Source organism: Bradyrhizobium sp. AZCC 2176, from assembly GCF_036924645.1.
In the GTDB taxonomy this organism is placed as follows: Bacteria; Pseudomonadota; Alphaproteobacteria; order Rhizobiales; family Xanthobacteraceae; genus Bradyrhizobium.
Window position 1 is genome coordinate 813,565 of record NZ_JAZHRX010000001.1, and the last position, 12,924, is coordinate 826,488.

Sequence of the window (12,924 nt, forward strand, 5' to 3'; positions counted from 1 at the left end):
GATGGCTGCGAGCCGCAACATCAGTGTCAGCGAGGCGAGCCGGCCGAAACTGCCGCGACACGCCCGGCTGAAATTCGATGAGACGCGGCAGGTCTGGGTAATCCTGGCGCCGGAGCGCGTGCTGGCGCCGGACGAAATCGCGGTGGAAGTGCTGCAGCTCTGCGACGGCGTACGCAGCGTCGGCGATATGGCCGATCAGCTCGCCGCCAGATATGCCGCGGCGCGCGAGGCGATCCTGACCGACGTTATCGGGATGCTGCAGGACCTCGCCGATAAGGGTTTTCTGACCGAAGCGCGTGAGAAGACGTCATGAGCGACATTCTCGCAGATGGCAAAACAACCAGCGCCGCGCCCAGTGACGGGCTCGCGGTTCTGGAATCGCAGCGTTCGACCGCGGAGACGTTCGGCATTCCCCTCGCCGTGCTCGCCGAGCTGACGCACCGTTGCCCGCTGCAATGCCCCTATTGCTCCAACCCGATCGAACTCGACCGCGGCGGCAGCGAACTGACGACCGACGAATGGAAGAAGGTCTTGAGCGAACTCGCCGAAATCGGCGTGCTGCAGATCCATTTCTCGGGCGGCGAACCGACCGCGCGCAAGGACCTGGTCGAGCTGGTGCAGCACGCGACCGACGTCGGGCTGTACAGCAACCTCATCACCTCGGCGATACTACTGACCAAGGAAAAACTCTCCGCGCTGGCCGATGCCGGCCTCTGCCACGTGCAGATCAGCTTTCAGGGCAACGAGCCCATGGTGGCCGATCGCGTCGCCGGATTGAAGAACGCGCATGAGAAGAAGATCGAAGCCGCGAAATGGACGCGCGAGCTCGACCTGCCGCTGACGGTCAACGCCGTCATGCACCGCCAGAACCTGCACCAGCTCTCCGACATCATCCAGATGGCCGTCGATCTCGACGCCGACCGGCTGGAAGTGGCCAATGTCCAGTATTACGGCTGGGCCTTGAAGAACCGCGCCGCCTTGATGCCGACGCTCGAACAGATCGAGGAGACCAGCCGCATCGTCGAGGAAGCTGTGGTGCGGCTTAAGGGCATTCTCGCCATCGACTATGTCGTGCCGGATTATTACGCGCTGCGGCCGAAGAAATGCATGGGCGGCTGGGGCCGCCAGTTCTTCAATATTTCGCCAGCGGGCAAGGTCCTGCCCTGCCACGCCGCGGAGAGCATCACCGGGCTCAAATTCGAATCGGTGCGGTCCAATCATTCGATCGCCTGGATCTGGCAGAATTCCGAGGCCTTCAACCGCTATCGCGGCACCGGCTGGATGCCGGAGCCGTGCAAGAGCTGCGAATTCCGCGAAGTCGACTTCGGCGGCTGCCGCTGCCAGGCCTTTGCGCTGACCGGCGATGCCGGCAATACCGATCCGGCCTGCACGCTGTCGCCGATGCACGAGCAGATCTTCAAGCAGGCCGAACGCGAGGCGGCCGCGCACCAGGACCGCTTCCTCTATCGCAATTTCGCCGGCGGCACGCTGGAGACGGAAGGCGAGCATGGCGCCTGACGCCGACGCCGGCAAATCCATCAAACCCGCCGATCCGTTTGCCCCGCTGACGTCGGAGCAGTTCCCAGTCAGCGACAGTCACGATATCTACGTCGAAAGCGTCGGCCGGCTAGGCGGCATTGCCGCGGTCTATCTGCATGGCGGGCCCGGCAGCGGCTGCCAGCCCGACCATCGCCGCCTGTTCGATCCCGAACGCTTTCACGCGGTGCTGTTCGACCAGCGCGGCGCCGGCCGCAGCCGCCCCAAGGGCTGCCGCGAAGCCAACACGCTGCCGCATCTGATCTCCGACATGGAGGCGATCCGCGAGAAATTCGGCTTCGAACGCTGGATGATCGTCGGCGGCTCGTGGGGCGCGACGCTGGCGCTGGCCTATGCGCAGGCCCATCCCGACCGCGTCACCGGCATCGTGCTGCGCGCCACCTTCCTCGGCACATTAGAGGAAATCGAAAACGGTTTTCTCAAGGTGTTGCCGCGGTTCTATCCCGGCCTTTACGACGACTTCCTGAGCGTGCTGCCCGAAGATGAACGCGCACAACCGATCCAGACCTATTTTCGCCGTATCCTCGATCCCAATCCTGACGTGAATATTCCGGCAGCGCGGGCATGGGGCGAAACCGAACGCATTCTTTCCGAACACGCGCCGAACCGCACCCGCCTCGATCTGGCAGCGCTCAGTTCATCGCGGGGCCTGCCGGCCACGCCGTTCATGGAAGCGCACTACTTCGCCAATAACTGCTTCATGCAACCCAACCAGTTGCTGCGCGACGCGGGCAGCCTGAAAGGCATCCCTGGCATCATCGTGCAGGGCCGCTACGACCTGCTGTGCCCGCCCGCGACCTCGCATGCGCTTGGCGCGCTGTGGCGCGAGGCCGAGATCCGCTTCGTCGAGGGCGCCGGCCACACGCTGTACGATTCCGGTGTCCGTGATGCCGTGATGAAGGCGATCGCGGACATGGCTTCCAGAACTGGCAAATAGGAATCAAGAAAAATGCCAATAGCCGGTAAAGGCATGCTGCTGACGTCGATGAACATCGATGCATCCGACGAGGCCGAATTCAATCGCTGGTACGACCGCGAACATCTCGAGGAACGCGTGGCGATCGCAGGCTTCCTCGAAGCACGTCGTTATGTCGCCCACGACGGCAACCCGAAATATCTCAGCCTCTACTCGACCGAAACGTTTGAGGTGCTGGACAGCCCGGCCTATCGCACGGCGCTTTCGAACCAGACCGCATGGTCGATGGCCAACATCGCCCGTTTCAGGAACATGATCCGTTCTGTCGCGCGCATCACGGTCAGCCGCGGCACCGGCCGCGGTGCGGCGCTCGGCATCATCAGGCTGCGTCCCTCGGCTGGCGGTGAGGACAAATTGCGCACCGCGCTCGCCGAGCAACTCGATCCGGCGCAACTCGACGGAATCATCTCCATGCATTTGATCGAAGGCGACCCGGCGCTGTCGAAGCCGATCACCGACGATCCCTCTGCGCCCAACCCCGGCGCCGGCGACTGGTTCGTGCTGATCGATGCGACCGATGTTGGCGCGTTGCCCGCGGCCATGCTGCGCTTCAGCGGCAATATCGCATTGAAGCCGCTGACGATCTCGAGCGGAATCTACCGGCTGATGTGGGATCTGACGAAGAGCGATATCGGCGGCTAAGCGCCCCGGCCGCTGCTGGCGGCCGCCGGCAGCTTGAGCGGCCATCCAAAGCTGACGGCACGGCCCGACAGGAAATCCCTGACCCAACGCTGCGCGGGACGTAGCAGATCGAGCAATTCGACACGCGACGTTGAACTGGTGGATGGCGGCATGATCGGGACGTTCCGGCGCGGGAACAAGTGGCAATGCCGCTATCCTAGGAACCGCCAATGAAGGCCCTATTAACGGGAGATACTGCAAACCAGCGGTCGGTGTTTGCTATTTGGCAAGAAACTTCCGGCACCGGTCCAATCGGCCAGCTCACTGCTTGCGCCAAGCGGCTTCGTTCTTCTTCTCGTAATCGTCGAAGGCCTTGGTGAGGCCGGTCAGAACTTCCGCCGAAGTCTCGAACATCGCTTTCAGTTGGGGTTCATCGACCTTGCTGATGTCCTGTCGCAAATGCGTGATGGTTTCCTGGAAGCGCTTCTTCATGTTCTGGGTATGGTGCTGTGGGGACCGATCGGCTGGGGATGCCATGCGCATTTCTCCTTTGCTAAAGGTCGTCTGAACAAACGCTTGGTGACATTGCCGGTTCCCGATATCGTTGCCCCGATGACGGAGTCGAACTACATGGCGGAAAAATCTGCGGGCAATATCGCCGAGGTTTTCGCCGCCTTCCTCAAGCTGGGGCTCACATCATTCGGCGGGCCGATCGCGCATCTCGGTTACTTCAGGGCGGAATTCGTCGAACGGCGAAAATGGCTCAGCGAAAGCAGCTATGCCGACGTCGTTGCGCTCTGCCAGTTCTTGCCCGGTCCGGCATCCAGCCAGGTCGGTTTCACGCTCGGCATTTTGCGCGGCAACGGCCTGCTCGGCGGACTGGCGGCGTGGTTCGCCTTTACCATGCCGTCGGCACTCACTCTGTTCGCCTTCGCGCTCGGTGCGACCGCCTTCGCCGGCCCTGTCGCCGAAGGGGTTCTCCACGGCCTGAAGCTGGTCGCGGTTGCGGTGGTCGCGCAGGCGATCTGGGGCATGGCCAACAGCCTGACGCCGGACCGGGCGCGGGCGGCGATCGCGCTCGCGGCTGTTGCGATCGTGGTTTTCATCGGCGGATCGTTTGGGCAGATCGGCGCCATCGCGCTGGGGGCTGTCGCCGGGCTCTGGCTGTGCCGCGGAAATGGGCCTTCCCCTGCCGGCCATCTCGGCTTTGCGGTATCGCGCGGGCACGGCGCGGTCGCGCTGGTGCTGTTTGCAGCGCTGTTCGTGATCGCGCCGCTAGTGGCGACGAAGACCGGTTCGCAAGGCCTCGCGCTGTTCGACGCTTTCTATCGTTCCGGTTCCCTAGTGTTCGGCGGCGGCCATGTCGTGCTGCCGCTGTTGCAGGCGGAAGTGGTGACGCCCGGCTGGGTCAGCAATGCGGATTTCCTCGCTGGTTATGGCATGGCGCAAGCGGTGCCCGGACCGCTGTTCACCTTTGCGGCCTATCTCGGCGCCATAGGACCTGCTCCCAACGGTCTCGCCGGCGCGGTGATCGCACTTATCGCCTTGTCCCTGCCGGGCCTGCTGCTGGTCTATGGCATGTTGCCGTTCTGGGATGCGCTACGCCTGCGTCCCACCGCGCAGGCCGCCATGCGCGGCACCAATGCCGCCGTCGTCGGCATCCTTGGCGCGGCGCTCTACAGTCCGGTCTGGACCAGTGCCGTGCTCACCCCGCGCGATTTCGCCGTGGCGCTCGCCGGCTTCCTACTGCTTGCGGTTTGGAAACTGCCGCCGTGGATTGTCGTCGTCCTTCTGGCCGCGACCGGCGCCATCCTGCGTCTGATCTGAGCAGACGTCATCGCATCCACGCAGATTCGTCTGCTCGACATGCACGAACGCGTGACGTTCGAAAGTAGAAAGCTGCACTGCACATGTTGCACTGCCACATAACGCTGCGACACCAGGTCCAAGCTCCCATGCATTGAAAGCTGGTGATCTCGCAAAATTGGCTTGTGTGCCGCGTCTGGAATGGCTCTAATAAGATAAGCCTATGATCCAATTCAAAAACCACAAGAACGCTCGTTAAGCGTTCGCAGGCAAAATAAGGCCGCGTTGTCGTTGTTGGCGCGGACAAGGTAGGAATGAAACCGACTGATATCTCGGCGCCAGACTACTTTCACAAAGTGGTCGATTGCCAATGGGCCTGCCCCGCACACACGCCGGTTCCCGAGTACATCCGATTGATTGCCGAGGGGCGTTATAGCGACGCCTATATGATCAACTGGAAATCGAATGTGTTTCCCGGAATTCTGGGACGCACCTGCGATCGTCCATGCGAGCCGGCGTGCCGCCGCGGCCGCGTCGAGGAAACCCCGGTCGCGATCTGCCGCCTGAAACGCGTCGCCGCCGACTTCAAGGACGACGTCAAGCACCGCATGCCGAAGCCCTCGGCGAAGAACGGCAAGCGCATCGCGCTGGTCGGCGGCGGTCCCGCCTCGCTTACGGTGGCGCGCGACCTCGCGCCGCTCGGCTATCACTGCACCGTGTTCGATGCCGATCCGAAGGCGGGCGGCATGATGCGGAGCCAGATTCCAAAGTTCCGCCTGCCTGACACCGTCATCGACGAGGAAACAGATTACATCCTCAACCTCGGCGTCGAATTCAAGGGCGGTCATCGCATCGACAGCCTGAAGCAGCTGCTCAACGAAAACTACGACGCGATCTTTATAGGCTCCGGCGCCCCGCGCGGCCGCGAGCTTGACATCCCCGGCCGCAGGGAGGCCGCGGGAAACATCCATATCGGCATCGAGTGGCTGGCGTCGGTTTCGTTCGGCCATGTCGAGAAGATCGGACGCCGCGTGATCGTGCTTGGCGGTGGCAATACCGCGATGGATTGCTGCCGCACCGCGCGCCGACTCGGCGGCGCTGACGTGAAAGTGATCGTGCGCTCCGGCTTCGAGGAAATGAAGGCGAGCCCCTGGGAAAAGGAAGACGCCCTTCACGAGGATATTCCGATCCTCAATTACATGGTGCCGGTGGCATTCAAGCATGTCAGCGGCAAGCTCATCGGCGTCACCTTTCAGAAGGTGAAAGCCGAATACGACGCTAAAGGCCGCCGCAATCTGGTGCCCTCTGGCGAGCCGGACCAGACCATTCCGTGCGACGACGTGCTGGTCGCGGTCGGTCAGGAGAACGCGTTCCCCTGGATCGAGCGCGATTGCGGTATCGAGTTCGACAAGTGGAACATGCCGCAGGTCGACCCCACGACCTTCGTCTCGACCAATCCAAAAGTGTTCTTCGGCGGCGACGCGGCGTTCGGCCCCAAGAACATCATCTGGGCGGTCGCACACGGCCATGACGCCGCGCTGTCGATCCACAAGATGATCTCGGGCGAAGACATCACCGAGCGCCCGCTTCCCGAAGTGCACGTTTCCTCGCAGAAGATGGGCATCCACGAGTGGAGCTACGACAATGATATCTCCGGCGACAAGCGCTACAAGGTGCCGCATCGCGACAAGGTGATTGCGCTGAAGGACATCAAGACCGAGGTCGAGCTCGGCTATGACGTCAAGCTCGCGCTCGGCGAGGCGCAGCGCTGCCTGAATTGTGACGTGCAGACCGTGTTCTCGGCGCCCGCCTGCATCGAATGCGACGCCTGCGTCGACATCTGCCCGATGGACTGCATCACGTTCACAGAGAATGGCGAGGAAGAGGACCTGCGGCAGCGGCTGAAAGCGCCATCGCCGCATCACGACCAGGCGCTCTACGTCGCCGAAGGCCTCAAGACCGGGCGCGTGATGGTGAAGGACGAAGACGTCTGCCTGCATTGCGGGCTATGCGCCGAGCGGTGCCCCACCGGCGCCTGGGACATGCAAAAGTACCTCATCGATATGACTCACGCGGGATCAACATGCCAGTCCAAAGCCCGATCAGCAGCGTAAACGATTTCGTCGTCCGCTTCGCCAACGTCAACGGCTCGGGTTCGGCCAGCGCCAACGAACTGTTCGCGCGCTCGATCCTGCGCCACGGCGTGCCGGTTTCTCCGCGCAACATCTTCCCCTCCAACATCCAGGGTCTTCCGACCTGGTACGAGGTGCGGGTCACCGAGGCCGGCCATCTCGGCGCCCGCGGCGGCGTCGACATGATGGTGGCGATGAACCCGCAGACCTGGGACAAGGACGTCGCCTCGATCGAGCCGGGCGGCTATTTGTTCTACGACTCGACCAAGCCGATGCCGACGTCGAAATTCCGCGCCGATATCAACGTGATCGGTGTGCCGCTGACTGCGATCACCAACTCGACCTATACCGATCCGCGCCAGCGCCAGCTCTTCAAGAACATCATCTATCTCGGCGCGCTCTGTGCACTGCTCGACATGGACCCCAAGGTCGTCGAGCAACTCATCGGCGAGCAGTACAAGGGCAAGGAGAAACTGCTTTCCTCCAACGTCCATGCGCTGCACCTCGGCCGCGACTGGGCTCTGCAGAACCTGAAATGCCCGATCGGGCTGCAGGTGAAGAAATCGGACAAGGTCGGCGATCGCATTTTCATGGAAGGCAACAGCGCGGCTGCGCTCGGCGCCGTCTATGGCGGCGCCACCGTCTGCGCGTGGTATCCGATCACGCCGTCGTCGTCGGTGGCGGAGGCGTTCACGAGCCACTGCAAGAAGCTGCGGCACGATCCCGAAACCGGCAAGGCCAAATACGCGATCGTGCAAGGCGAAGATGAGCTCGCATCCATCGGCATCGTGATCGGCGCCTCCTGGAATGGCGCACGCGCCTTCACCGCGACCTCCGGCCCCGGCATCTCCCTGATGACCGAATTCATCGGCCTGTCCTATTTCGCGGAAATTCCGGCCGTAATCATGAACATCCAGCGCGCCGGCCCCTCGACCGGCATGCCGACGCGCACCCAGCAATGCGACATCATCGCCTGTGCCTATGCTTCGCACGGTGACACCAAGCATATCCTGCTGTTCCCGGAAGATCCCGCCGAAGCGTTCGAGTTCGCGGCGCAATCGTTCGATCTTGCCGAGCGGCTGCAGACCATGATCTTTTTGATGCTCGACCTCGACATCGGCATGAACCACCGGCTGTGCCGCCCGCTGAAATGGGACGACGCCCGGCAATATGACCGCGGCAAGGTGATGACCGCGGAAATGCTCGACGAGCCCGGCCGCGATTTCGGCCGCTATCTCGATGTCGACGGCGACGGCATTCCCTATCGCACCTATCCCGGCACGCACCCGACCAAGGGCTCGTTCTTCACCCGGGGCACCTCGCGCGACCGCTACGCGCGCTACTCGGAAGAAGGCGCGGTTTATGCCGACAACATGCAGCGGCTGGTGCGCAAGTTCGAGACCGCGCAGGACATGGTACCACGGCCGTTGCAGGCCAATGCCGCCAAGCCGACCAAATACGGCGTGATCTATTTCGGCTCGACCGCACCGGCGATGGACGAGGCGATCGGGCTGTTGGAAGCACGCGGGCATCAACTCGACCGCATGCGCATCCGCGCCTTCCCGTTCCACTCCAGCGTGGCGAGCTTCATCGCGGACCATGATTTCGTTTACGTTGTGGAGCAGAACCGCGACGGGCAGTTACGGCAGTTGATCGTCAACGAGAACGGCATCGATCCGGTTCGGCTGGTGCCGATCCTGCACTATGACGGCACGCCTATCACCGCCCGCTTCATCGCCAACGCCATCGGCGACCACCAGGACCACCTCAAGGTGACCCCTCTCCGCAAGGCCGTGTCATGATCGATGCGTCGACTTCTCCGGCGTCATGCCCGGCCTTGTGCCGGGCATCCACGTCTTCCTTTTTCTCGGCCAAGACGTGGATGGCCGGGACAAGCCCGGCCATGACGAGCCGGGAGCCGCAGGTGTTGTCATGACCTACATTGCAAAGCCCAAGTTTCATCATCCCGGCCTGCCGAAGAACGAGCTCGGCTATACCCATCGCGACTACGAGGGGAAAATCTCGACGCTGTGCGCCGGCTGCGGCCACGACTCGATCACGGCCTCGATCATCGAGGCCTGTTACGAGTTGTCGATCGAGCCGCATCGCGTCGCAAAAATCTCCGGCATCGGCTGCTCGTCGAAGACGCCGGACTATTTCCTCGGCAATTCGCACGGCTTCAACTCCGTACACGGCCGCATGCCGTCGGTGCTGACCGGCGCCAACCTCGCCAACCGCGACCTGATCTATCTCGGCGTCTCCGGCGACGGCGACAGTGCCTCGATCGGCTTCGGCCAGTTCGCGCACTCGATCCGGCGCGCCGTCAACATGACCTATATCGTCGAGAACAACGGCGTATACGGCCTGACCAAGGGCCAGTTCTCGGCCACCGCCGACCGCGGCTCGAAGTCCAAGAAGGGTGTGATGAATACCGATAACGCCATCGACCTGGTGGCGATCGCGCTGCAGCTCGGCGCGAGCTTTGTGGCGCGCAGCTTCTCCGGCGACAAGACCCAGCTCGTGCCGCTGATCGCTGCCGCCATCCGGCACAAGGGCGCGGCCTTCATCGACGTCGTCAGCCCCTGCATCGCCTTCAACAACCACGCCGGCTCGACCAAGAGCTTTGACTATGTTCGTGAGCATAATGACGCGGTGAACCGCCTCGACGTGCTCACCGGCCGCGACCCGATTACGGTCGATTATGCGCCCGGCACCGTGCAGGTGGTCGAGCAGCATGATGGCACGAGGCTGGCGCTGCGCAAAATCGACGCCGACTATGACGCCAACGACCGGCTGGCGGCCATGACCTTCCTGCAGAAGCACGCGGCGAAGGGCCAGGTGGTTACCGGGCTGCTCTACGTCGATCCGGACTCCGAGGACCTCCACACCCATCTCGACACCGTCGAGACGCCGCTCAACACGCTGGAAGCCAAGGATCTGTGCCCCGGCTCGGCGGCGCTGGAAAAGATCAACGCCAGTCTCCGGTAACTACGCTGCCGCGGGTAACTACGCTGCCACGGAGATATTCCGCGGGTGTGCAACGTACTCCTTCAACACCGTGCCGGCCGCGTCGGCCTCGACGAGCGAGACGTCGTAGCTCCAGAGATCGGCAAGGTGCTGCAGCACGCGCTTGGTGTCGGCTTCGTTGAGCTGGGCGCCCTTTACTACGGTATGGCGCAACATCAGCCGGCGATCGCCGGCGAGGTCGACGTCGACGACTTCGATGTTCGCGTCGATGAAACCGACATCGTATTGCCGCGCCAGTTCGCGCCGCAGCCGGCGATAGCCGCGCTCGTCGTGGATCGCATCGACCCGGATGCCGGCCCGCTCCTCCGGATCGTCATGCAGGTGGAACATGCGGAAATGCCGGATCAGCCGCGGGCTCATGAACTGGCTGATGAAGCTCTCATCGCGATAATTGGCCCAGATGTCGCGTAGCACACCCATCGTATCGCCGGAGCCGGCGATATCCGGGAACCACTCGCGATCCTCGGCCTCCGGATTGGTGACGATGCGCTCGATGTCCTGCATCATGGCAAATCCCAGCGCATACGGGTTGAAGCCGGAATAGCGCCGGTCGTCGAACTCGGGCTGGAACACGACGTTGGTGTGCGACTGCAGAAATTCCAGGAAATTGCCGTCCGTCAGCCGTCCCTGCTGGTGCAGCCGGTTGATGATGCGATAGTGAACGTAGGTCGCCGTTCCCTCGTTCATCACCTTGGTCTGGCTCTGCGGATAGAAATACTGCGCGATGTGCCGCACGATCCGCAGCAATTCGCGTTGCCAGGGGCGCAGGCGCGGCGCCGTCTTCTCGAGAAAATACAGCAGGTTTTCCTGCGGCAGACCGAGCATCTGGCGGCGCCGCTCGACGTCCAGTATTGCGCCGCTTTTCGCCGGGCCGGTCGGAACGGTGCGCCACAAATCGTTGAATGCGGCCTCCTCGTGGGCACGGCGCCTGCCCGCCCGCTTTTCCTCCGCGCGAAGATCGAGACTCTTCTTGCCGGGATAGCGATCGATGCCGTGCGACATCAGGGCGTGCGCGGCATCGAGAGTGTGCTCGACCGCCAGCCGGCCGTGGCGTTCCTCGCAATGCGCCACATAGCGCTTGGCGAATTCGAGATAATCGAGAATGCCGTCGGCGTCGGTCCATTGCTTGAACAGATAGTTGTTCTTGAAGAAATGATTGTGGCCGAAGGCGGCATGCGCGATCACGAGCGTCTGCATCGTCGCGGTATTTTCTTCCATCAGGTAGGAAATACACGGCGACGAGTTGATGACGATCTCATAGGCCAGTCCCATCAGCCCCTTGCGATAGGATGCCTCCTGAAAGGCAAAGTGTTTGCCGAACGACCAGTGCTTGTAGAACAGCGGCATGCCGACCGACGAATAGGCGTCCAGCATTTGCTCGGCGGTAATGACCTCGATCTGGTTGGGATAGACGTCGAGCTTCAACTCGTCCCGCGCAACCTGCTCGCAGGCGCCGCAGATCCGTTGCAGCGTCCGGAAGTCCCACTCGGCGCCCTCAAACAGCAGTTGGTCGGTCGCGGTCACGACGCGCTCCTTTCCTGCTGGCTACGGCGCTGGAAGAGATCGTGAAACACCGGGAATATCTCGCTGCGCTCGTTGACCTTGCGCATCGATAGCGGCGCGCCGTTCGCGCGCAGGCCCTCGTAAAGGGTCCACAGCGACGAATTGGGCATTTCGTAGGACAGGCCGTTTTCCTGGCCGACCTCCAGATAGGCAAAGAACTGGCTGACCGGCAGGATATTGTTGGTCAGCAGCCGGCTGGTGACCTCGCCGTCCGCGTAGGAATTGTCGCCGTCTGAAGCCTGCGCGGCATAGATGTTCCAGTCCGCCGGCCGGAATCGCGACCGCACGATGTCGTGCATCGCCTGCAACGCGCTCGACACCAGCGTGCCGCCGGAAGCCGGTCCGTAAAAGAACGTCTGCTCGTCGACCTCCTCGGCCCGATCGGTATGCCGGATGAAAACGATCTCGACGTGGCGATAGCGCCGCTTCAGGAACACGTAGAGCAGCATATAGAACCGCTTGGCGAGATCCTTCATATGCTCGGTCATCGAACCGGAGACGTCCATCAGGCAGAACATCACGGCCTGCGCCACCGGCTTCGGCACCGTCTCGAAACGCCGGTAGCGGATGTCGATCGGATCGATGAACGGGATGCGGCGCATCTTGGTCTTCAGCGCCTCGATCTCGGCCATGAGTTCGGCGCGGCGCGCCTCGTCGCGGCAATCGGCAAGCTCGGCTTCGAGCGCCGCCAGCACCTCCGGCCTTGGCCGCCGCAGCGCGACGCGCCGCGCCAGGGCGCGACTTACCGTTCGGCTCACCGAAATATTGGCGGGCGAGCCAGAGGTTGTGTAGCCCGCCCGGCGAATGCCTTGGCTTTCGACCTCGGCCAGCTTTCGCTTGGCGAGGTCCGGCAATTCCAGGTCGTCGAGGAACAGGTCGACAAACTCGTCGCGGCTGAGAACGAAGCGGAACGTATCTTCGCTGTCGCCCTCGCCCGCACCCCTCCCCTTGCCACCGCTCGGGTTCGGCCGCGGGAGAATATCGCCCTCGATGAACTTCTTGTTTCCAGGCAGCACCATGTCGCGCGTGCCGCCCTCTCGGCGAAAGCGCGGCTCGTCCATGCCGTCGATCGGGACGCTGACCTCGCCGCCTTCCAGGACATCCTTGATGTCCCGGTCCTGCGACGATTTCTTCACGGCCCCCTGAACCAGCGCCTTGGCACGGCGCAGAAAGCGCTGGCGATTCTCGAGACTCTTGCTACCCGGATTCAGGCGCCGGTCGACAATATGAATGGCCACGTTT

12 protein-coding genes are annotated in these 12,924 nt (G+C 62.8%); 8 read left to right on the top strand and 4 right to left on the bottom strand.

Features of this window, described 5'->3' with window-relative positions:
* The first annotated feature begins 1 nt into the window (after position 1).
* Genes pqqD through V1288_RS03750 form a run of 4 tightly spaced genes read left to right on the top strand, consistent with a single transcriptional unit; the run spans position 2 to position 3,175 of the window.
* Entirely contained in the window at positions 2-313 is a 312-nt protein-coding gene (gene pqqD / locus V1288_RS03735) for a pyrroloquinoline quinone biosynthesis peptide chaperone PqqD (RefSeq protein ID WP_334355787.1), read from the top strand.
* Positions 310-1,518, top strand: coding sequence for a pyrroloquinoline quinone biosynthesis protein PqqE (gene pqqE, locus V1288_RS03740; RefSeq protein WP_334355788.1), 1,209 nt, complete (start codon positions 310-312; stop codon positions 1,516-1,518). The genes pqqD and pqqE overlap by 4 nt, the downstream gene beginning before the upstream one ends.
* Positions 1,508-2,494 carry a prolyl aminopeptidase gene (pip, locus tag V1288_RS03745; RefSeq protein WP_334355789.1) on the top strand — a complete coding sequence of 329 codons (987 nt, stop codon included), beginning with the start codon at positions 1,508-1,510 and terminating at the stop codon, positions 2,492-2,494. The genes pqqE and pip overlap by 11 nt, the downstream gene beginning before the upstream one ends.
* Before the next feature lie 12 nt (positions 2,495-2,506).
* Complete coding sequence (locus V1288_RS03750) at positions 2,507-3,175, top strand: hypothetical protein (RefSeq protein WP_334355790.1); 669 nt, start codon at positions 2,507-2,509, stop codon at positions 3,173-3,175.
* On the opposite strand, the gene V1288_RS03755 is transcribed toward V1288_RS03750, so the two are convergent.
* Entirely contained in the window at positions 3,172-3,327 is a 156-nt protein-coding gene (locus V1288_RS03755; protein WP_334355791.1) for a hypothetical protein, read from the bottom strand. The two genes, V1288_RS03750 and V1288_RS03755, sit on opposite strands and share 4 nt — an antisense overlap.
* 148 nt (positions 3,328-3,475) lie before the next feature.
* Positions 3,476-3,691, bottom strand: coding sequence for a hypothetical protein (locus V1288_RS03760; RefSeq protein ID WP_334355792.1), 216 nt, complete (start codon positions 3,689-3,691; stop codon positions 3,476-3,478).
* 93 nt (positions 3,692-3,784) lie between these two features.
* On the opposite strand from V1288_RS03760, the gene chrA reads away from it, so the two are divergent.
* From chrA to V1288_RS03780, 4 genes are all read left to right on the top strand, one after another.
* The gene (gene chrA, locus V1288_RS03765) at positions 3,785-4,981 is read left to right on the top strand and encodes a chromate efflux transporter (protein WP_334355793.1); all 1,197 of its coding nucleotides are present in this window, start codon (positions 3,785-3,787) and stop codon (positions 4,979-4,981) included.
* A gap of 293 nt (positions 4,982-5,274) precedes the next feature.
* Positions 5,275-7,074, top strand: coding sequence for an FAD-dependent oxidoreductase (locus V1288_RS03770; RefSeq protein ID WP_334355794.1), 1,800 nt, complete (start codon positions 5,275-5,277; stop codon positions 7,072-7,074).
* Positions 7,044-8,894, top strand: a complete 1,851-nt coding sequence (locus V1288_RS03775; RefSeq protein WP_334355795.1) for a 2-oxoacid:acceptor oxidoreductase subunit alpha — start codon at positions 7,044-7,046, stop codon at positions 8,892-8,894. Before V1288_RS03770 ends, V1288_RS03775 begins: the two co-directional genes overlap by 31 nt.
* Positions 8,895-9,024: 130 nt before the next feature.
* The gene (locus V1288_RS03780) at positions 9,025-10,080 is read left to right on the top strand and encodes a 2-oxoacid:ferredoxin oxidoreductase subunit beta (protein ID WP_334355796.1); all 1,056 of its coding nucleotides are present in this window, start codon (positions 9,025-9,027) and stop codon (positions 10,078-10,080) included.
* 18 nt (positions 10,081-10,098) lie between these two features.
* Here the strand turns inward: V1288_RS03780 and V1288_RS03785 are convergent, their stop codons facing one another.
* Together V1288_RS03785 and V1288_RS03790 are read right to left on the bottom strand one after the other, a co-directional pair.
* Positions 10,099-11,643, bottom strand: a complete 1,545-nt coding sequence (locus V1288_RS03785; RefSeq protein WP_334355797.1) for a SpoVR family protein — start codon at positions 11,641-11,643, stop codon at positions 10,099-10,101.
* Positions 11,640-12,920: a YeaH/YhbH family protein gene (locus V1288_RS03790; protein ID WP_334355798.1), complete on the bottom strand. Its 1,281-nt coding sequence runs from the start codon at positions 12,918-12,920 to the stop codon at positions 11,640-11,642. Before V1288_RS03790 ends, V1288_RS03785 begins: the two co-directional genes overlap by 4 nt.
* Between the last annotated feature and the right edge of the window lie 4 nt (positions 12,921-12,924).